17 protein-coding genes are annotated in these 18,916 nt (G+C 60.2%); 11 read left to right on the top strand and 6 right to left on the bottom strand.

From position 1 onward, the window contains the following. Positions 1-115 precede the first annotated feature (115 nt). Together choX and betC are read right to left on the bottom strand one after the other, a co-directional pair. On the bottom strand, positions 116-1,036 hold the full coding sequence (choX, locus tag CKW21_RS13745; RefSeq protein WP_095194505.1) for a choline ABC transporter substrate-binding protein: 921 nt from the start codon (positions 1,034-1,036) through the stop codon (positions 116-118). Positions 1,037-1,052: 16 nt separating this feature from the next. After that, positions 1,053-2,567, bottom strand: a complete 1,515-nt coding sequence (betC, locus tag CKW21_RS13740) for a choline-sulfatase (RefSeq protein WP_095194504.1) — start codon at positions 2,565-2,567, stop codon at positions 1,053-1,055. A gap of 114 nt (positions 2,568-2,681) precedes the next feature. Between betC and CKW21_RS13735 the strand changes: the two genes are divergently transcribed. Continuing rightward, a complete protein-coding gene (locus tag CKW21_RS13735) occupies positions 2,682-3,632 on the top strand; it encodes a LysR family transcriptional regulator (RefSeq protein ID WP_095194503.1) in 951 nt (316 codons plus the stop codon). On the opposite strand, the gene CKW21_RS13730 is transcribed toward CKW21_RS13735, so the two are convergent. After that, positions 3,629-4,291 carry an NAD(P)-dependent oxidoreductase gene (locus CKW21_RS13730; protein ID WP_095194502.1) on the bottom strand — a complete coding sequence of 221 codons (663 nt, stop codon included), beginning with the start codon at positions 4,289-4,291 and terminating at the stop codon, positions 3,629-3,631. The genes CKW21_RS13735 and CKW21_RS13730 overlap by 4 nt on opposite strands. A gap of 82 nt (positions 4,292-4,373) precedes the next feature. Between CKW21_RS13730 and CKW21_RS13725 the strand changes: the two genes are divergently transcribed. After that, positions 4,374-4,700, top strand: coding sequence for a DOPA 4,5-dioxygenase family protein (locus CKW21_RS13725; protein WP_095194501.1), 327 nt, complete (start codon positions 4,374-4,376; stop codon positions 4,698-4,700). Between the two features lie 17 nt (positions 4,701-4,717). On the opposite strand, the gene CKW21_RS13720 is transcribed toward CKW21_RS13725, so the two are convergent. Next, the gene (locus CKW21_RS13720) at positions 4,718-5,119 is read right to left on the bottom strand and encodes a GFA family protein (protein ID WP_095194500.1); all 402 of its coding nucleotides are present in this window, start codon (positions 5,117-5,119) and stop codon (positions 4,718-4,720) included. 410 nt (positions 5,120-5,529) lie between these two features. On the opposite strand from CKW21_RS13720, the gene CKW21_RS13715 reads away from it, so the two are divergent. The 9 genes from CKW21_RS13715 to CKW21_RS13675 all read left to right on the top strand — a co-directional run bounded on the left by CKW21_RS13715 (position 5,530) and on the right by CKW21_RS13675 (position 16,001). Next, positions 5,530-6,837: a CitMHS family transporter gene (locus CKW21_RS13715; protein ID WP_056854231.1), complete on the top strand. Its 1,308-nt coding sequence runs from the start codon at positions 5,530-5,532 to the stop codon at positions 6,835-6,837. Positions 6,838-6,922: 85 nt separating this feature from the next. Then, positions 6,923-7,690: a TerC family protein gene (locus CKW21_RS13710; RefSeq protein WP_095194499.1), complete on the top strand. Its 768-nt coding sequence runs from the start codon at positions 6,923-6,925 to the stop codon at positions 7,688-7,690. A gap of 312 nt (positions 7,691-8,002) precedes the next feature. Continuing rightward, a complete protein-coding gene (locus tag CKW21_RS13705) occupies positions 8,003-9,661 on the top strand; it encodes a Na/Pi cotransporter family protein (RefSeq protein ID WP_095194498.1) in 1,659 nt (552 codons plus the stop codon). A 174-nt stretch (positions 9,662-9,835) separates the two neighbouring features. Continuing rightward, positions 9,836-11,212, top strand: coding sequence for a pitrilysin family protein (locus CKW21_RS13700; RefSeq protein ID WP_095194497.1), 1,377 nt, complete (start codon positions 9,836-9,838; stop codon positions 11,210-11,212). 193 nt (positions 11,213-11,405) lie between these two features. Beyond that, positions 11,406-12,434 (top strand): DUF5924 family protein, encoded by a 1,029-nt coding sequence (locus CKW21_RS13695; protein WP_095194496.1) that lies wholly within the window; start codon positions 11,406-11,408, stop codon positions 12,432-12,434. 55 nt (positions 12,435-12,489) lie between these two features. Then, positions 12,490-13,638 carry an ABC transporter permease gene (locus CKW21_RS13690; RefSeq protein WP_095194495.1) on the top strand — a complete coding sequence of 383 codons (1,149 nt, stop codon included), beginning with the start codon at positions 12,490-12,492 and terminating at the stop codon, positions 13,636-13,638. Next, positions 13,635-14,438 (top strand): ABC transporter ATP-binding protein, encoded by an 804-nt coding sequence (locus CKW21_RS13685; protein ID WP_095194494.1) that lies wholly within the window; start codon positions 13,635-13,637, stop codon positions 14,436-14,438. The genes CKW21_RS13690 and CKW21_RS13685 overlap by 4 nt, the downstream gene beginning before the upstream one ends. A gap of 1 nt (position 14,439) precedes the next feature. Continuing rightward, positions 14,440-15,378, top strand: a complete 939-nt coding sequence (locus CKW21_RS13680; protein WP_095194493.1) for an MlaD family protein — start codon at positions 14,440-14,442, stop codon at positions 15,376-15,378. After that, positions 15,375-16,001 carry an ABC-type transport auxiliary lipoprotein family protein gene (locus CKW21_RS13675; protein WP_095194492.1) on the top strand — a complete coding sequence of 209 codons (627 nt, stop codon included), beginning with the start codon at positions 15,375-15,377 and terminating at the stop codon, positions 15,999-16,001. Before CKW21_RS13680 ends, CKW21_RS13675 begins: the two co-directional genes overlap by 4 nt. A gap of 127 nt (positions 16,002-16,128) precedes the next feature. On the opposite strand, the gene CKW21_RS13670 is transcribed toward CKW21_RS13675, so the two are convergent. Both CKW21_RS13670 and gltP read right to left on the bottom strand, forming a co-directional pair. Continuing rightward, positions 16,129-17,358 (bottom strand): nucleoside recognition domain-containing protein, encoded by a 1,230-nt coding sequence (locus CKW21_RS13670; RefSeq protein WP_095194491.1) that lies wholly within the window; start codon positions 17,356-17,358, stop codon positions 16,129-16,131. Between the two features lie 205 nt (positions 17,359-17,563). Continuing rightward, a complete protein-coding gene (gene gltP / locus CKW21_RS13660; protein WP_095194489.1) occupies positions 17,564-18,895 on the bottom strand; it encodes a glutamate/aspartate:proton symporter GltP in 1,332 nt (443 codons plus the stop codon). Positions 18,896-18,916 lie beyond the last annotated feature (21 nt).

Raw genomic sequence — 18,916 nt, 5'->3', positions numbered from 1 at the left:
TCCGGTCAACGCGGTTAGTCAGCCTTATCGAGTTGTCCGGGTTTGCGTCTGCTGCGCAGCCGAGCGGGAGCAAGCTCCCTCGCCACAGGTAATCATTACAACCCACAGGTAATTGTTACAGCTTGGCTTTCACTGCCGGCAACGCATCCTTGCCATCCACGGTTTTTACGCCATCGAGCCATTTATCCAGCACCGCCGGGTTGGCCTTGATCCACGCCTTGGCTGCATCGGCATTGCTGACTTTCTTGTTGACCACCTCGGCCATGATGCTGTTCTCCATCTCCTGAGTGAAACTCAGGTTGGTCAGCAGCTTGCCGACGTTCGGGCAGGCCTGTGCATAACCTTTGCGGGTCAGGGTGTGGACGGTGCCGGTGTCGCCGAAGTATTTCTCGCCGCCCTTGAGGTAATGCATTTTCAGCTGCACGTTCATCGGGTGTGGAGTCCAGCCCAGGAATGTTACGAATTTCTGCTTCTTCACGGCGCGGGACACTTCGGCCAGCATCGCCTGCTCACTGGATTCGACCAGTTTCCATTGCCCCATGTCGAAATCGTTTTTCTTGATGATCTCTTGAAGGGAAATGTTCGCTGGCGCACCGGAACCGATGCCGTAGATTTTCCTGTCGAACTTGTCCGCGTATTTGTTCAGGTCGGCGAAGGTATGCACGCCCGCGTCCCAGACATAGTCCGGAACCGCGAGGGTGAATTCGGTGCCGTCGAGGTTTTTCGCCAGTTGTGTGACATCGCCGGTGGCGACGAACTTGTCGTAGAAGCCCTGTTGCGCCGGCATCCAGTTACCCAGGAACACATCGACCTGGCCGTCCTTGAGCCCGCCAAACGTGATCGGCACCGCAAGGGTGTCGACCTTGGCCTTGTAGCCCATGCCGTCCAGCAGAAAACCGGTGATGGCGTTGGTCGCGGCGATGTCGCTCCAGCCAGGATCGGCCATCTTCACTGTCTCGCAACTCTGATCGGCATAGGCCGATGCGCTGCTCAGAGCCAGAAGCCCGACCGTCAGTACTGTGGATAACCTTTGCATGGACTTCCCCTTAACATTATTGGTTTTGGCAGGGTTGTGGATAACGTGCTTTACGCTCCAGATCATCAAGGTCGATATGGTTGCGCATGTATTGCTGACTGGCGTCCACCAGCGGCTGGTGATCCCAGCTCTTCAGCTTGCCGATGGTCAGGGCGTCTGCGACGAAACGCCGGCGCCGCTGGCTCGCGAGCACCTGTTGGTGGATCGCCGAAATATTCCACTTAGCCCGCGCTTCGGTGAGAAAGTCGTCGAACAGCCGGCGATATTGCGGTGATTGGCTGAGTTCTTCCAGCTCATGTGGATCGTTATGTACATCGAAGAGTAGGCAAGGGTCGTCTTCGCTGTAGATGAATTTGTAGTTGCCCCGGCGAATCATCATCAATGGGCTGATGGTGCCTTCGGCCATGTATTCGCCGAACACTTCGTCGTGACCGCCCTGCCCTTGCAGATGCGGGACCAGCGACCGACCGTCCAGCGGCAAGCCCGGCTCCAGTGACCCGCCCGCCAGCTCGACGAAAGTGGGCAACAGGTCGGCGGTGGACACCGAGGCGCTGACCCGGCCCGCGCCGAATTGACCCGGAGCACTTATCAACAGGGGCACCCGTGCAGCCATTTCGTACCAGTGCATTTTGTACCAGAGGCCACGCTCGCCCAGCATGTCGCCATGGTCGCCAGAGAAGACGATGATGGTGTCGTCGATCAGACCAGTATCTTCGAGCGTTTGCAGGAGTTTGCCGACGTTGCTGTCAATATAGCTGCAGGCGCCGAAATAGGCGCGGCGTGCGTCGCGGATCTTATCCACAGGCAGCGGCTTGTCCCACAGGTCATAAACCTTGAGCAACCGCTGGGAATGCGGATCGAGACCGTGTGGGTCCGGCGTTGTGGGTAATGGGATGTCGGCGTCGTCGTACAGATCCCAGAAGGCCTTTGGAATGGTGTAAGGATCGTGTGGATGGGTCATCGAAACCGTCAGGCAAAACGGCTGGTCGCCATCTTCGCGAATGTGATCGAACAGATACTGCTGGGCCTTGAATACAACTTCTTCGTCGAAATCCAACTGATTGGTACGCACGCAGGGTCCCGCTTGCAGCACCGACGACATGTTGTGGTACCAGGTCGGCCGCACATCCGGCTCATCCCAATTCACCGCCCAACCGTAGTCGGCCGGATAGATGTCGCTGGTCAGGCGTTCTTCATAGCCGTGCAACTGGTCCGGGCCGCAGAAATGCATCTTGCCCGACAGCGCGGTGCGGTAGCCGAGACGACGCAGGTAGTGGGCATAAGTGGGGACATCGGCAGGGAAATCCGCCGCGTTATCGTAAGCACCGATCTTGCTCGGCAGCTGACCGCTGACCAGGGTAAAACGCGACGGCGCGCACAACGGACTGTTGCAATACGCGGAATCGAACACCACGCCTTCGGCGGCGAGGCGGCTCAAATTAGGCAGTTTGATTGGCGAAGGGCCGTAGAACGGCAACATTGGCGCGGCCATTTGATCGGCCATGATGAAAAGAATGTTCTTGCGCTTCATGTGATCGCGGCATTCCATAGTGGATGTTTATGCGAGAGTGCTGTGATCGAGCATGAAACCCATACAGTTTGTGGTAAAGCCCATGCGTGACAATGACTAGGATAAGCACAGCTTATGTATGACGCACTTGGTGACCTGTCTCTGGATTTGCTGCGCGCCTTCGAAGCGGCGGCGCGACAACGCAGCTTTACCGCTGCGGCAGTCGAGCTTGGCACCACGCAACCGGCCATCAGCCAGCAAATCAAGCGCCTGGAGGAGCGACTGGCGACACGGCTGTTCGACCGCATTTACCGCGGCATCGAATTGACCGAGTCTGGGATGATACTTTTCGAACAAGTTCAGCTGGGTTTGCAGCAAATCGATGCTGGTTTGAACGCGATCAGCGCACAGCAACAGCATGAGGTGCTGCAAGTCGCCACCGATTTCGCCTTCGCCGCCTATTGGCTGATGCCGCGTTTGCATCGTTTTCACGCCGCCAATCCGCAGGTGGATGTCAGCCTGGTGACCAGTGAACGTAGTCACAACATGCTGCGCACCGACATCGATGTGGCGGTGTTATTCGGCGATGGTCGCTTCAAGCAGGGCGAAAGCCATTGGCTGTTCAGCGAAGAAGTGTTTCCGGTCTGTAGCCCGCAACTGTTGAATGAGCGTGCCCTGCCCTTGCCTGCCCAGGGATTGCTGGAGTTTCCACTGTTGCACTTGCGCGGCGAGCACAGCAGCAACTGGTTTGACTGGAGTGGCGTGTTTCGCGAGTTGGGGATCACCTCGCCTCCCGCTCCAGGGCAATTGCGCTTCGACAATTACACGTTGCTGATTCAGGCGGCGATTGGTGGTCAGGGCGTGGCCATTGGTTGGCGCCACCTTGTGGATAACTTGTTGGCGCAGGGGTTGCTGTGTCGGCCGATTGCCGAGACGGTGATGTCGCGGTTGGGATACTACGTGGTACTGCCGCAGCGCAAACGGCGTGGGGCGTTGATTCAGCAGTTTGTCGATTGGCTGGTGGCCGAGCAGGCCAGCAGTGCACAATCGCTCAATGGCCTGGCGCTGCCGTCTATCGCGGTTTAGCTGTCAGCCGCGACGAAACTGACGTGCTCACCGATGTGCAGGTTCAAATGCAATTCATCGGCAATCCCTGTTGCCGCCCGGACCAGGCGCTCCAGTGGTTCAGCCAGCCCTGGTTCCAGTGTGCTGCTGACATGGCTGAAATGTTCGATGGTCAATCCGGGCACTCCACGCGGAGCATTCACCAACGTCCACTTCAAGGAGCTGCTTTGCAGGGCTTCGCGGATTTCCTCGGCGGCGTGACGCTGCAGTGGATCGAAGGTCTCGGGATCGTCCAGGACCTCGAAGTCCCCCACCAGAAACAACCTCGCGATGCCCGCCGCTTGCATGCCATCGATCAACGCGTCCGCCGCCAGTACTTGCTCGACCGGCCCCGGAACGATGTTTTTTTCCACGTGTTCACTGTTGAACGGTAATCCGGGTGCGTCCAGTAGACAGATGACCGCCGAACTGCCCGCCACGCTTTGCTTCACCCGTTCAGCCTCGAACAAATCGCCGGTCTTGGTGCGCAAGCCCGGACGTGGCGCGAGCGCCGTCAGATCATCGAGTATGGCGATCACTTCGTGCTGGCGGCGTAGCAATTCAGCCATCAGCGCACTGCCCAGGCTACTCATGGCACCATAAAGCACCACTTTCACGACCGGGGTTTCGGCATTCTTCATGGCTGCGCTCCCTGTTATTGACCTATATGGCGTGTGACCTGCGGCAAACACCGACGGTTCGAACCGATTCAGAGGGCTTCAGATGCCAACGATCAAGGGCTACCACGCCCATGTGTATTTCGACGCCAGCACCGTCGATCAAGCGCGGGCCTTGTGCGAGCAGGCGGCGCAACTGTTCCCGCTGAAAATGGGCCGCGTGCATGAACGCCCCGTCGGCCCGCACCCGGACTGGAGCTGCCAGCTGGCCTTCGGTCCGGAATTGATCGGTGACGTGCTGCCCTGGCTGGCGCTCAACCGCAAGGGGCTGGTGGTGTTCCTGCATCCGGACACCGGCGACGATCTGCGCGATCACAGCGAGCACGCGATCTGGATGGGCGCGATTCGCCCGCTGGATCTGTCTATTTTTTGATCAGGCTTAATTTAAGTTTATAAGGTTTCTTCCGGCTCGCCGGGCAAATGCTCGTCCAGGTGCAGCCATGGCAAGCGGCTGTCAGTCCAGATGTGCCGTTCGGCAGGAGCCTGCTCGGGGTGATCAAGGGTGGCGATGGTCACATCAATAGTCTTGGGGCTGAGGTGGGTGACCAGTGCCAGTTGCGCCCCGCAGTGGCCGCAGAAGTAGCGCGCGCAGGTCGCTGAAGAGTCGTACCGCGCCGGTGTTCCGGCCAGCCATTGGAAGGCCTTCGCGGGCACGGTGATCCAGGTGGTCACGATGCCGCCGCTGACCCGTCGGCATATCGAGCAATGGCAGTGGGCGATGTCGTGCAGCGGCCCGCTGAATTGATAGCGCAGCTGGCCGCAGTGGCAGCCGCCTGTATGAATGTCGACCATATCGCTTCCTCCTGACTGACGCCTTCGCGAGCAGGCTCGCTCCCACACGGGGGCTCGCGTACGACACCGATCCAGTGTGGGAGCGAGCCTGCTCGCGAAGGGGCTTGACTCGGTTTCCCTCCCTGCCCCGTCCGACGACCGGTTGCACTTCCGGTCAACGCTTTCATGGCCGAAAGCTGGCTGAAAGCTTGCGCGATTAGGATCGCCCTCACTGCCGGCAACAGACCGGTTGGCCAATGCGAGTGTTCGATTGCTCGCCAGGTCCATTTAACAACAACAATGGTGATTCTGATGTCCTCTGTAACCCGCCTCCTCGTTGTCACTCCGCCCGTACGTCTCGTGCTTCCCGTTCTGCGCTGACCCGACCCGGTCCGCCCATTCCCTAGCCGCGCCACGCCTGGAGTATTCCCATGCTGACTTTCCTTGGCTTCGCCATGGTCATCACCTTCATGTTCCTGATCATGACCAAGCGCCTGTCCGCGCTGATCGCCCTGATCATCATCCCGATCGTCTTCGCCCTGTTCGGTGGTTTCGGCCCGAAAATCGGCCCGATGATGCTTGAAGGCATCACCAAGCTCGCGCCGACCGGCGTGATGCTGATGTTCGCCATTCTGTACTTTGCCCTGATGATCGACTCCGGCCTGTTCGACCCGGCCGTGCGCAAGATCCTCAAGATGGTCAAGGGTGACCCCCTGAAAGTATCGGTCGGCACCGCCGTACTGGCGCTCGTCGTTTCCCTTGATGGTGACGGCGCGACCACTTACATGATCTGCGTGGCCGCCATGCTGCCGCTTTACAGCCGCATCGGCATGAGCCCGCGGATCATGGCCGGTCTGATCATCCTCGCCGGTGGCGTGATGAACATGACCCCATGGGGTGGCCCGACCGCCCGTGCGGCCAGTGCACTGCATGTGGATCCGTCGGCGATCTTCGTCCCAATGATTCCGGCGATGGCTGCCGGTGTCGTGGCTATCCTGGCCATCGCTTATTTCTACGGCAAACGTGAGCGTGCGCGCCTGGGTGAACTGCATCTGGTCGGCGATGAAATCGATCACAGCGAAATCAGCGTTTCCCAGTTCCCGGATGCCCGTCGTCCGAAGCTGATCTGGTTCAACGGCGCCCTGACCCTGGGCCTGATGTGCACCCTGATCGCCGGCCTGCTGCCGCTGCCGGTGCTGTTCATGGTGGCTTTCAGTATCGCGATGATCGTCAACTATCCGTGCCTGCAGCAGCAGAAGGATCGCGTCGCGGCGCACGCCGGCAGCGTGCTGGCAGTGGTCGGGCTGATCTTTGCCGCCGGCATCTTCACCGGTATCCTGTCGGGCACCGGTATGGTCGATGCCATGTCGAAAAGCCTGCTGTCGGTGATCCCTGATTTCCTCGGCCCGTATTTGGCCGTGATCACGGCGCTGGTGAGCATGCCGTTCACCTTTTTCATGTCGAACGATGCATTTTATTACGGCGTGTTACCGGTACTTGCCGAAGCCGCCAGCCACTACGGTATAACCGCGGTGGAAATGGCACGTGCCTCGATCGTCGGTCAGCCCGTCCACTTGCTGAGCCCGCTGGTACCATCGACTTACCTGTTGGTGGCCCTGGCCGGGATCGATTTTGGTGATCACCAGCGCTTCACCCTGAAGTGGGCAGTGCTGGTGTGCATGTGCATACTGGTCGCCGCGTTGCTGATGGGGATTTTTCCGCTGTTCAGCACTCTATAAGCCCAAGACTCACCATTGAGGGTCCAGGCTTCGCTGTTTGAAGCCCGGACCCTTTGTGGTTTAACACTCGCTCAAAGGAATACACATGGAATGGCTGACCAACCCTGAAATCTGGGTTGCCTTCTTCACCCTGACCGCCCTGGAAATCGTCCTGGGCATCGATAACATCATCATGATTTCGATCCTGGTCAGCCGCATGCCCAAGCACATGCAGGCGCGCACCCGGATTTTCGGCCTGGCGCTGGCCATGATCACGCGGATTCTGTTGTTGCTGTCGATCACCTGGGTCATGCGTCTCACCGCCGATCTGTTCGAAGTGTTCGGCCAGGGCATTTCCGGGCGAGACCTGATCCTGTTCTTCGGTGGTCTGTTCCTGCTGTGGAAGAGCTCGCAAGAGATGTACCACGCGCTGGAAGGCGAAGATGAAACCCATGATGAGCCGAGCGTCAAAGGCGGCAGCTTCCTGTACACCATCATCCAGATCGCGATCATCGACATCGTGTTCTCCCTGGATTCGGTGATCACCGCCGTGGGTATGGTTTCCCATGTACCGGTCATGGTCGCTGCGATCGTCGTCGCCGTACTGGTGATGATGCTGGCCGCCGGTACCATCAGTGCGTTCATCGACAAGCACCCGTCGCTGAAAATGCTGGCGCTGGCGTTCCTGTTGCTGGTCGGTACCGTGTTGATTGCCGAGTCCTTCGAAGTGCACTTGCCAAAAGGCTACGTCTACTTCGCGATGGCATTCTCGCTGGCAGTGGAAGCGATCAACATCAAGATGCGCACCGCGATCGCCAAAAAGAAGAAGCAGCAGGATCCGGTGAAACTGCGCAAGGACATTCCGGGGCAGTAACCCTGTTGTCTGCCGCTTAGCGCGCAAAACCTGTGGGAGCGAGCCTGCTCGCGAAGAGGGAATGCCAGTCGACATCAAAGTCGTCTGTCATACCGCCTTCGCGAGCAGGCTCGCTCCCACAGTCGCTTCAGGGTCCCTTTTTCTTGTCCGCAGCAAGCTGTTTTCATGACAGTTTTGTTTCAATCGCTTCTTTAGCTATGCGATGCTGGCGCCCAGACCGTTAGCCAACTACAGCTTAAGTACAGAACGTAGAACATCGCGCGGCACCGTCAACTTGCTCCTTTGGGGCGCTACCACCACAGGGGGCCCTGCATGCTCACCCTGCTCAATTTGCTTTCTGCCGTGGCCTTGCTGATCTGGGGCACGCACATCGTCCGCACCGGCATCCTGCGGGTCTACGGGTCCAACCTGCGCCATGTGATCGGCCAGAACATGTCCAAACGCTGGCTGGCGTTCATCTCCGGGATCGTGGTGACCGCCATGGTCCAGAGCAGCAACGCCACGGCGATGCTCGTCACGTCATTTGTCGGCCAGGGTTTGATGGGGCTTACTCCTGCGCTGGCGACCATGCTTGGGGCCGATGTCGGTACGGCGCTGATGGCGCGGGTGCTGACCTTCGATTTGTCATGGCTGTCGCCGCTGCTGATTTTTGTCGGGGTAATCTTCTTTCTCTCGCGTAAACAGACGCGAGTAGGCCAGATGGGCCGCGTCAGTATTGGCCTGGGATTGATCATCCTGGCGCTGCAACTGATCGTCGAAGCCGCCGCGCCGATCACCCACGCCCAAGGGGTGAAGGTTATTTTTGCCTCGCTGACCGGCGATATCCTGCTCGACGCCCTGGTCGGCGCGTTGTTCGCGATGATTTCCTACTCCAGCCTGGCGGCGGTATTGCTGACCGCAACCCTGGCCGGTGCCAACGTGATCAGTCTGCCGGTGGCCCTCGGCCTGGTGATCGGCGCCAACATCGGCAGTGGCATCCTCGCGTTCCTCAGCACCAGCATGCAGAACGCAGCGGGTCGTCAGGTGGCGTTGGGCAGCCTGTTGTACAAGCTGATCGGCCTGTTGCTGATCATTCCGGTGCTCGACCCGCTGGTGCATTGGATCGACAGCCTGGATTTCAGTCCTCAGGAAATGGTCATCGGCTTTCACCTGCTCTACAACACGGCGCGCTGCCTGGTCCTGCTGCCCAGCGTCGGGCCGATGGCCAGGTTTTGCGCGTGGGTGCTGCCGGAGCGCCCGCAACTCAATGGCACCGCCAAACCCCGGCACCTTGATCCGACCGCGTTGGTCACGCCCAGTCTCGCTTTGGCCAACGCCGCCCGGGAAACCCTGCGCATGGGTGACCTGATCGATAACATGCTCGAAGCCATGCAGGACGTGCTGCACGGCAAGCAAACTGCCGTCACTCAGGAAATGCGACGCCTGACGGATGATGTGGAATCCCTCTACAGCGCCATCAAGCTGTACTTGGCGCAAATGCCCCGCGAGGACCTCAGTGACCAGGACAGCCGGCGGTGGGCGGAAATCATCGAGCTGGCGATCAACCTGAAACTGGCCAGTGACCTGATCGAGCGCATGCTGCGCAAGGTCCAGCAACAGAAAACCGCGCAGCGACGGTCGTTTTCCGAGGTTGGCCTGGAGGAGTTGGCGGGGTTGCACAGTCAGCTGATTTCCAACCTGCGTCTGGGCTTGTCGGTGTTTCTCAGCGCCGATAAGGAAAGTGCCCGCCAATTGCTGCGGGAGAAACGTCGCTTTCGTGCACAGGAACGCCGCCTGGCCCACGCTCATGTCAGCCGATTGCAACGTAAGATCGTGCAAAGTATCGAGACCAGCTCCCTGCACCTGGAGCTGATCGCCGATATGAAGCGTCTGAACTCGCTGTTTTGCAGCAGTGCCTATGTGGTGTTGGAAACCTCCGAAACCGGCGCACTGGCGGCCGACGATCTGGCGGACATCACGCATTCGCCTTGAACGTCTGCCAGAGTGGTCAGTCAGTAACATTGATTCGGCTGGAAGGTCATTCGCGAGCAGGCTCGCTCCCACAGTTGATTTGCAGGGTTCACAAAACCATGTGGGAGCGAGCCTGCTCGCGAAGACGGCCTGACTGACGACATGGATCTCCAATCAGCCGTATGGAAGCTCGTTATGCGTTGCCTGTTGTTCGCCTGTCTGTTGCTGGGTTCATTACCATCGCTAGCCCTGGATCGCTTCCAGGTCGAGGGCTACACCCTGCGTAACGGTCTGCAATTGCTGCTCAAGCCCGGCACCGAACGCGGGCACGTGGCGATTCGCCTGGTGGTTGGCGTGGGTATCGATGATTTCGGTTGCGCCGAAAAAGAGTTGCCGCACTTGCTTGAACACTTGCTGTTTAGCGGCATCGACGCCAGTGGCGAAGGCGGCCTGGAGGAGCGCATGCAAGCGCTGGGGGGCGAATGGAACGCCTTTACCAGCAATGCCGACACCACCTTCGTGATCGAAGCCCCGGCCAAAAACCAGCGCAAAGTCCTCGACCTGCTGCTGGCGCTGCTGACCCAGACCCGCTTCGACGACAACGCCATCAACGCCGCCAAGCAAGTGGTCGAGCGCGAAGACGGCGGCCACTACACGCATTTGCAGCGTTGGCTGGATCGCCAGGATCTGGGGCATACCGCGAGCAAGCAACTGGCCGTCGAGCTGGGTCTCAAGTGCCCTGAACGTGCGGAAGTCGATCAACTGACTCGCGAACAACTGGAGAAGGTGCGCAAGGATTGGTACGCGCCCAACAATATGACGTTGATCGTGGTCGGTGATCTTGACCGCTTGCTGCCGGCTTATCTGGAGCGGGCGTATGGCGTGCTCAAGCCTGTCGAACCGACGGGCCACCCGCCGCTGCCGCAAATCCAGGCCAGTGCCGCCCATGAACGCAACCTGACCCGCGGCTTTGTAGGCGGTGGGGCCAAGCTGCATTGGCTGGTACCGGAACCGGTATTGGAGGATCAGCACGACCAAACCTTCGACCTGCTCAAGGATTATCTGGACTGGGCGCTGTATCGCCAGCTGCGCCTGGCGCACGGTTTGTCCTACGGCCCGTGGGCCGAGCGTGAGGTGTTCGGCGGTGTGGGCTTCATGAGCCTCAACGCCGATCTGGAGCGCGATGACGTGGTCGAAGCGCAAAAGGTGCTGGATGAAATGAAGGCCGGGTTGCTCAAGGACGGTCTGAATGCCGAGACCTTCAACCGCCTCAAACAGGCCGCCATCGCCCGCCAGGCCTGGGCCGTGCAAGGCAACAGCGCGCTGGCCGATTACTACTGGAGCGCCCTTGGGGACTACGAGGACGGCCGTTTCGCCAATCCGGCCAAGGAGCTGCAAGCGGTGACTCTGGCAGAAGCCAACAAGGCGATGCGCGAATTGCTCCTGCAACCGGGGTATGTCCGGATTGAAAAGCCGTTGCTCAGTGATGATCAGTTGTTGTGGGTGATGGCCGGATTACTGGGATTGATCGTACTCAGTCTGGCGGCCTGGCGCTTTCATCGCAGAAAGTAAGAGATCCTTGTGGGAGCGAGCCTGCTCGCGAAGGCGGCAAAGCAGGCGATATCAATGCGGGATCTGCCGACCTCTTCGCGAGCAGGCTCGCTCCCACAAGTTTCGCACGTCAACCGGCTGTGGCCCCTCGCCACACCGCCCCGCCAGCGGTACCCTGTCGAGGATTTTTCCTACGACGACTGTGAACCGCCGAATGCCGACCCTGACCCTTTTCGTACAGCGCATCCTCGAACTGATGAAGCGCTACCCCGGGGTCATTGCGCTCGGTGGCTTTATCTCCGGGGTCGGCAGCTTCATCCTGGTGGATCGGCAACAGGGGCTGGCGAGCTGGATCACCACCATCATGCTGATCAGCTGGGTCTGGCTGATGCTGGAAAACAGCCTGACCAAGCTGTTCACCAAAATCTTCAAGCGGGAAATTCCCCAGCCCCTGCTGCGTTATGCAACGCAGATGATCCATCAGGAAAGCCTGTTCTTCGTCCTGCCGTTCTTTTTCATCACCACCACCTGGAACAGCGGCCAACTGTTCTTCACCGGGCTGTTGGGTATCGCGGCATTGATCTCCATCGTCGACCCGCTCTACTACAAGTGGCTGGCGCCGCGGCGCTGGGCGTTCCTGGCGTTGCATACGCTGACCCTGTTTGCCGCCCTGCTCACCGCGTTACCGGTGATCATGCACCTGACCACCTCACAAAGTTTCAAGTGGGCGCTGGGCATCGCGGTGCTGTTGTCATTCCCGAGCCTCGCTTCGATCTTCCCGATCCGCACCGTGCGCAACGCCGTGGCGATCCTCAGTATCACCGTAGGCATCGGTGGCGTGGGCTGGGTGCTGCGTTCGTGGGTACCGCCGGCGACGCTGTGGATGACCGAAGTGGCCATCAGCACGCAAATGCAGGACCGAACGCCCGGCAAGAGTCTGGAAGAAGTCAGCGCCGAGCAGATCCGTGGCGACGGGTTGTATGCCTATACCGCGATCAATGCTCCGCGCGGCCTCGACGAGCGGATTTATCATGTCTGGCAGTTCAACGGCAAAGAGGTCGATCGCATCGCGCTGGATATTCACGGTGGCCGCAAGGAAGGCTATCGCGCCTGGACCCACAAGCAGAACTTCCCCGGCAACCCGGCGGGCAAATGGCAGGTCCGGGTGCTGACCGAAGACGGTCAGTTGATCGGGGTACTGCGCTTCAAGATCACCGACAGCACACCGATCAAAGAAAAGTAAGACAGTTCGTGCTATTACGTAGGTCTGCGTAAATAGCCGAAAAAGCACGGAGCTTATGACCAGCAGCACAGTGGCCGGCAATGCCCAACTGGACACCTCGCACTCCCCGACCCGGATCCGGGTGACGGGGGACTGGACGCTCGCCCATTACGCCGACCTCAAGCACTTGAGCGAAAAGCTCGAAGGCCAGTACGACGACAGCACCCATATCGACCTCAATGGCCTCGGCGCCCTCGACACGGCGGGTGCCTCGTTGCTGGTGGAACTGCTGGGCTCCGAACGGCTGGGGCGATCCGCCGAACACCCCGATTGCACCCTTTCGGCCGCCGACCGCGCGTTGCTGCAAACGGTCTATCGCTCCCTGACCGATTTCTGTGTGCCGATCAAAGAGCCGGAAATCAGTGTCGGCATTCAACTGCTGACCCGTATTGGCCGCGCGGTGGACACCGTTTGGCAGGACACCCTGCAACTGCTGGGTTTCGTCGGCCTGATTCTGGAAACCATCCTTCGCGGCCTGTTTCGCCCGAAACGCTGGCGCATCACCCCGATGGTCGCGCACATCGAGCAGACCGGCCTGGACGCCGCCCCCATCGTCGCCCTGCTGACTTTTCTGGTGGGTGCCGTGGTGGCGTTTCTCGGGGCGACGGTGTTGGCCAGTTTCGGTGCGACGGTGTTCACCGTGGACCTGGTGGCGTTCTCCTTCCTGCGCGAATTCGGCGTGCTGCTGACCGCCATCCTGATGGCTGGGCGTACCGCCAGTGCGTTCACCGCGCAGATCGGTTCGATGAAGGCCAACGAAGAAATCGACGCCATCCGCACCCTGGGTCTCGACCCGATGGAGTTGCTGGTGGTGCCGCGCGTTCTGGCCCTGCTGATCGCACTGCCGATGCTGACCTTTCTGGCGATGCTGTCAGGGATCGTCGGCGGCGGTGTGGTCTGCGCGATATCGTTGGATATTTCCCCGGCGATGTTTCTGTCGCTGCTGCAATCGGACATCGGCGTACAGCACTTTCTGGTGGGGATCGTCAAAGCGCCGATCTTTGCCTTCCTGATCGCCGCGATTGGTTGCCTGGAAGGTTTCAAGGTCAGCGGCAGCGCCGAGTCCGTCGGTGCGCACACCACCTCCAGCGTGGTGCAGTCGATTTTCGTGGTGATCGTGCTCGATGCCGTGGCCGCGCTGTTTTTCATGGAGATGAGCTGGTGAGCCGTGTACCCCGCGCGCCTGCAGAGGCGGTGATCGAAGTCCGTGGCCTGTGCAATCGCTTCGGCCACCAGAGCGTGCATGAGAACCTCGACCTGGATTTGTACAGGGGCGAGATCCTGGCCGTGGTCGGTGGCTCCGGCAGTGGCAAATCGGTGCTGTTGCGCAGCATCGTCGGCTTGCGCCAGCCCAGCGAGGGCGTGGTGAAAGTGTTCGGTAAAAACCTGCCGACGCTGTCCGAGCATGAGCGGTCCCTGGTCGAACGGCGCTTCGGCGTGCTGTTTCAGAAAGGCGCCCTGTTCTCTTCATTGACGGTGACCGAGAACGTTGCCCTGCCCTTGATCGAGCATGCCGGGCTGAGCCGTGACGATGCCGAACACCTGGCTGCGGTCAAGATGGCCCTCGCCGGGTTGCCGCTGTCGGCGGCGGACAAATACCCCGCCTCCCTGTCTGGCGGGATGATCAAGCGTGCGGCGCTGGCGCGGGCATTGGCGCTGGACCCGGATATCCTGTTTCTCGACGAACCCACCGCCGGTCTCGATCCGATTGGTGCCGCCGCGTTCGATCAGTTGATCCTGACCCTGCGTGACGCCCTGGGCCTGAGCGTTTTTCTGGTGACCCACGACCTCGACACGCTCTACACCATCACCGATCGCGTGGCGGTGCTGGCGCAGAAGAAAGTGCTGGTGGCCGATGCCATCGACGTGGTCTCGGAAACCGACGACGCCTGGATTCACGAATACTTCCACGGCCCTCGCGGCCGCGCGGCGCTGACGGCCGCTCAACAGCTCAACGAGGTCTGACATGGAAACCCGAGCCCATCATGTATTGATCGGCCTGTTCACCGTGATTGTGGTGACGGGCGCCCTGCTCTTCGGCCTGTGGCTGGCCAAGTCCAGCGTCGACACCGAATTCAAGGACTACGAAGTCGTGTTCAACGAGGCGGTCAGCGGCTTGTCCAAGGGCAGCTCCGTGCAATACAGCGGGATCAAGGTCGGCGACGTGGTGTTGCTGCGCCTGGATCCGGAAGACCCGCGCCGGGTGCTGGCGCGGATCCGTCTGGGCGGCGATACGCCGGTCAAGGAAGACACCCAGGCCAAGCTGGCGCTGACCGGGGTCACCGGGACGTCGATCATCCAGCTCAGTGGCGGCACACCGCAAAGTCCGACGCTCAAGGGCAAGGACGGCAAGTTGCCGGTGATCGTCGCTTCACCCTCGCCCATCGCCCGTCTGCTCAACGACAGCAACGACCTGATGTCCGGCGTGAACATGCTGATGCACAACGCCAATCTGATGTTCTCGACGGAAAACATCGAACGCATCAGCAAGACTCTCGAGCATCTGGAGCAAACCACCGGCACCATCGCCGAGCAGCGCGGCGACCTGCGCCTGGCCATGCAGCAACTGGCTTCTGTCGGCAAGCAGGCCAGCACCATGATGGAACAGACCTCGGCGTTGATGCGCAACGCCAACGGTTTGCTCAACGATCAGGGCAAGCAGATGTTCGGCAGCGCTGAACAAGCCATGAAGTCGCTGGAACAGAGCAGCGCGACGATCAACAAACTGCTCAGCGCCAATCAGGATTCGCTCAACAGCGGCATGCAGGGCCTCAATGGCCTGGCCCCGGCGGTGCGCGAGCTGCGGGAAACCCTGACCTCGCTACGCACTATTTCGCAACGCCTGGAGGCCAACCCCAGCGGCTACCTGCTGGGCAGTGACAAGAACAAGGAATTCACCCCATGAAGCTGACCGCCCTCGCCCTCCTCGCCGGTTTTACGCTGATCAGCTCATGCTCGATCCTGCCCGAGTCCGAGCCGTTCGATGTCTATCGATTGCCGTCGGCGCAAAGCAATGTTTCGGCCAGCCATGGCACGCCGCAGCGCTGGTCGCTGCGCCTGAACAAACCCCAGGCCAGCGAAGCGTTGAACAGCCCGAACATTGCCGTCATCCCCCAGGGCGATGTGATCAGCAGCTACAAGGGCTCGCGCTGGAGCGACCCGGCACCGGTGCTGCTGCGCAATCGTCTGCTCGATGGTTTTCAACGCGATGGCCGGGTGACGTTGCTCAGCACCGACGACAGCAACTTCCTGGCAGACCTGGAATTGGGCGGCAATCTGCAGGCGTTCCAGACGGAGTATCAAGGCAACGCCGCCAGCGTCGTCGTGCGGATGGATGCGCTGCTGGTGCGCGGGTATGACCAGCGCATCCTTGCCAGCCGCCGCTTTGAAGTGCGCCAGCCATTGGGCGATGTGAAGGTGCCTGCCGTTGTCGGCGGATTCGGCCAGGCCAATGATCAGCTGACGGCGCAGGTGGTGGCTTGGGCGGTGGAGCAAGGGCAGAAACTGGCGCCACCACCGAGGCCCTGAGCCTGGTGGCAAACCCTGTAGGAGCGAGCTTGCTCGCGATGGTCGTGAACGATAACGCGTAAAATCAGATGGCCAGCGGCGCCCGTTGGTTTTTCGCGAGCAAGCTCGCTCCTACAGGGGGATATGGTCAGCCGAAGAACCAGTAGCAGACGCCGATGGCGCCCAGGACGCCCGCCAACTCCGCCAACAACGCACACCCCACCGCATGCCGCGCGCGCTGGATGCCCACCGCGCCGAAGTAAACGGCCAGCACATAGAATGTGGTTTCGGTACTGCCCTGGATCGTTGCCGCTACCAGTGCCGGGAAGCTGTCCACCCCCGATGTTTTCATGGTTTCGATCAGCATCGCCCGGGCGGCACTGCCGGAGAATGGCTTGACCATCGCCGTCGGCAACGCGTCGACGAAGCGCGTGTCCCAGCCCGCCCATTCAACCAGGTGACGAATCCCGTCCAGGCCGAAATCCAGTGCCCCGGACGCCCGCAGCACGCCTACGGCGCAGAGCATCGCCACCAGATACGGCAGCAGGTTCTTCGCGACGTCGAAACCCTCTTTGGCACCTTCGACGAACGCCTCATAGACCTTCACTTTGCGCAACGCGCCAATCACCAGAAACAGCATGATGATTCCAAATAGCGTCAGATTGCCGAGGATCGACGACAAACTGGCCAGGGCGGTGGCAGAAAGCGTCGCCAGCAACGCCATGAAACCGCCAAGGATGAGGGCACCGGGAATGATGTACGCCAACACCACCGGGTCCCAGACACGCAGGCGTTGCATGAACGCCACGGCCAGGAAGCCGACGATGGTCGAGCAACTGGTGGCCAGCAGAATCGGCAGGAACACCAGCGTCGGATCGGGCGCGCCTTGCTGGGCGCGGTACATGAAAATCGTCACCGGCAGCAGGGTCAGGGAGGAGGCGTTGAGCACCAGGAACAGGATCTGCGCGTTGCTGGCGATGGTGTCACTGGGGTTGAGTTCCTGCAGGGCCTTCATGGCCTTGAGGCCGATCGGCGTGGCGGCATTGTCCAGGCCCAGGCCGTTGGCGGCGAAGTTCAGGGTGATCAGGCCGATGGCCGGGTGACCGGCCGGCACTTCAGGCATTAACCGCAGAAACAGCGGGCCGAGGGCCTTGGCCAGCCTTTCGACGATCCCGGCTTTCTCGGCAATCCGCAGAAAACCCAGCCAGAGGGTGAGGGTGCCGAACAGCAGGACCATGACCTCGACCGACAATTTGGCCATGGCGAAAATGCTTTCCACCATCGCCGCGAAGATCCCGGCGTTGCCGCCGATCAGCCATTGCGCCAGCGCCGATACGGCGGCCACGATGAAGAAGCCAAGCCACAGGCCATTAAGCATCAGTCAAATCCCCCAAAAGATGCGCGAATGATAGCGGGGTGGCCAGAAACGACAAACCCCGGATTTCTCCGGGGTTTGTTTCGCGTTGTGCACGCGGACCAGTGTGGGAGCGAGCCTGCTCGCGAAAGCGATGTAACAGTCAAAATTTATGTCGACTGACCCACCGCATTCGCGAGCAGGCTCGCTCCCACAAAGGGGTTTTGTGTCAGTTGGTGGAAACCTCACCCACCGGCAGCTTTTCTTTGCTGCGCCAGTGCGGCAGGGAGTTCCAGTAGCGCTGGCCCTTGGCATCGTCGTACATGCCTTCCCAGCGAGCGATGACCAGCACGGCCAAGGCGTTGCCGATCACGTTCAGCGCGGTACGGGCCATGTCCATGATGCGGTCGACACCGGCGATGAAGGCCAGGCCTTCCAACGGGATACCCACGCTACCCAGGGTGGCCAGCAGCACCACAAAGGACACGCCCGGTACGCCAGCGATGCCTTTGGAGGTGACCATCAGGGTCAGGACCAGCAACAGTTGCTGGCTGATCGACAGGTCGATGCCGTACAGCTGAGCAATGAAGATGGCCGCGATACTTTGGTACAGGGTCGAACCGTCGAGGTTGAACGAGTAACCGGTCGGCACCACAAAGCTGCAAATGGCTTTCGGCGCACCGTAGGCTTCCATCTTCTCGATCACGCGCGGCAGCACGGTTTCGGAGGAGGCGGTGGAGTAGGCCAGTACCAGCTCATCCTTGAAAATGCGCATCAGCTTGATCACCGAGAAGCCGAACAGGCGAGCGATCAGTCCCAGGACCACGAAGGCGAAGAAAGCGATGGCGACGTAAACCAGGATCACCAGTTTCGCCAGTGGCAGCAAGGATGCGAAGCCGAAGTTGGCAACAGTGACCGCAATCAGGGCGAAAACGCCGATCGGCGCGTAGTTCATGATCATGTGAGTGACCTTGAACATGCTTTCCGAGACGCCCTGGAACATCGTTACCAGCGGATCGCGCAGCTCAGGCTTGAGGCTCGACAGACCGAGGCCGAACAGCACCGAGAAGAAGATGATCGGCAGCATTTCGCCGCGGGCCATGGCCGCGAAGATGTTGGACGGGATCAGGTTGAGGATGGTTTCGATGAACGCGTGTTCATGCTGAACCTCAGCCGCCGTCGCCTGGTACTTGGAGATGTCCACGGTACCCAGGGTGCTCATGTCGATGCCCGCACCCGGATGGAACAGGTTGGCCAACAGCAGGCCGACGACGATGGCGATGGTGGTGACGATTTCGAAGTAAATGATGGTTTTCAGGCCGATGCTGCCGAGCTTCTTCGCATCACCGACGCCGGCGATGCCGACGATCAGGGAGGAGATCACGATCGGGATCACGATCATCTTGATCAGACGGATAAAGATATCGCCTGCCGGTTGCAGAACGTTGCTGATCCACCAGGCTTTCTCGGCACTGAAATGGTTGAGCAGCGCACCGATTGCAATCCCCAAGACCAGACCGATGAGGATCTGCCAGGCGAGGCTAAGCTTTGCCTTCTTCATATCTTTACCCTTACTTCAGTT

Source organism: Pseudomonas sp. Irchel 3A7 (assembly GCF_900187565.1).
Classification (GTDB): domain Bacteria; phylum Pseudomonadota; class Gammaproteobacteria; order Pseudomonadales; family Pseudomonadaceae; genus Aquipseudomonas.
Note: the sequence above shows the minus strand (reverse complement) of the source record. Positions and strands in the feature narration are given on the sequence as shown.

Excerpts from the sequence above, each read along its gene's own strand:
- choX (WP_095194505.1), bottom strand. The coding sequence starts at position 1,036 with ATGCAAAGGTTATCCACAGTACTGACGGTCGGGCTTCTGGCTCTGAGC.
- betC (WP_095194504.1), bottom strand. The coding sequence starts at position 2,567 with ATGAAGCGCAAGAACATTCTTTTCATCATGGCCGATCAAATGGCCGCG.
- CKW21_RS13735 (WP_095194503.1), top strand. The coding sequence starts at position 2,682 with ATGTATGACGCACTTGGTGACCTGTCTCTGGATTTGCTGCGCGCCTTC.
- CKW21_RS13730 (WP_095194502.1), bottom strand. The coding sequence starts at position 4,291 with ATGAAGAATGCCGAAACCCCGGTCGTGAAAGTGGTGCTTTATGGTGCC.
- CKW21_RS13725 (WP_095194501.1), top strand. The coding sequence starts at position 4,374 with ATGCCAACGATCAAGGGCTACCACGCCCATGTGTATTTCGACGCCAGC.
- CKW21_RS13720 (WP_095194500.1), bottom strand. The coding sequence starts at position 5,119 with ATGGTCGACATTCATACAGGCGGCTGCCACTGCGGCCAGCTGCGCTAT.
- CKW21_RS13715 (WP_056854231.1), top strand. The coding sequence starts at position 5,530 with ATGCTGACTTTCCTTGGCTTCGCCATGGTCATCACCTTCATGTTCCTG.
- CKW21_RS13710 (WP_095194499.1), top strand. The coding sequence starts at position 6,923 with ATGGAATGGCTGACCAACCCTGAAATCTGGGTTGCCTTCTTCACCCTG.
- CKW21_RS13705 (WP_095194498.1), top strand. The coding sequence starts at position 8,003 with ATGCTCACCCTGCTCAATTTGCTTTCTGCCGTGGCCTTGCTGATCTGG.
- CKW21_RS13700 (WP_095194497.1), top strand. The coding sequence starts at position 9,836 with ATGCGTTGCCTGTTGTTCGCCTGTCTGTTGCTGGGTTCATTACCATCG.
- CKW21_RS13695 (WP_095194496.1), top strand. The coding sequence starts at position 11,406 with ATGCCGACCCTGACCCTTTTCGTACAGCGCATCCTCGAACTGATGAAG.
- CKW21_RS13690 (WP_095194495.1), top strand. The coding sequence starts at position 12,490 with ATGACCAGCAGCACAGTGGCCGGCAATGCCCAACTGGACACCTCGCAC.
- CKW21_RS13680 (WP_095194493.1), top strand. The coding sequence starts at position 14,440 with ATGGAAACCCGAGCCCATCATGTATTGATCGGCCTGTTCACCGTGATT.
- CKW21_RS13675 (WP_095194492.1), top strand. The coding sequence starts at position 15,375 with ATGAAGCTGACCGCCCTCGCCCTCCTCGCCGGTTTTACGCTGATCAGC.
- CKW21_RS13670 (WP_095194491.1), bottom strand. The coding sequence starts at position 17,358 with ATGCTTAATGGCCTGTGGCTTGGCTTCTTCATCGTGGCCGCCGTATCG.
- gltP (WP_095194489.1), bottom strand. The coding sequence starts at position 18,895 with ATGAAGAAGGCAAAGCTTAGCCTCGCCTGGCAGATCCTCATCGGTCTG.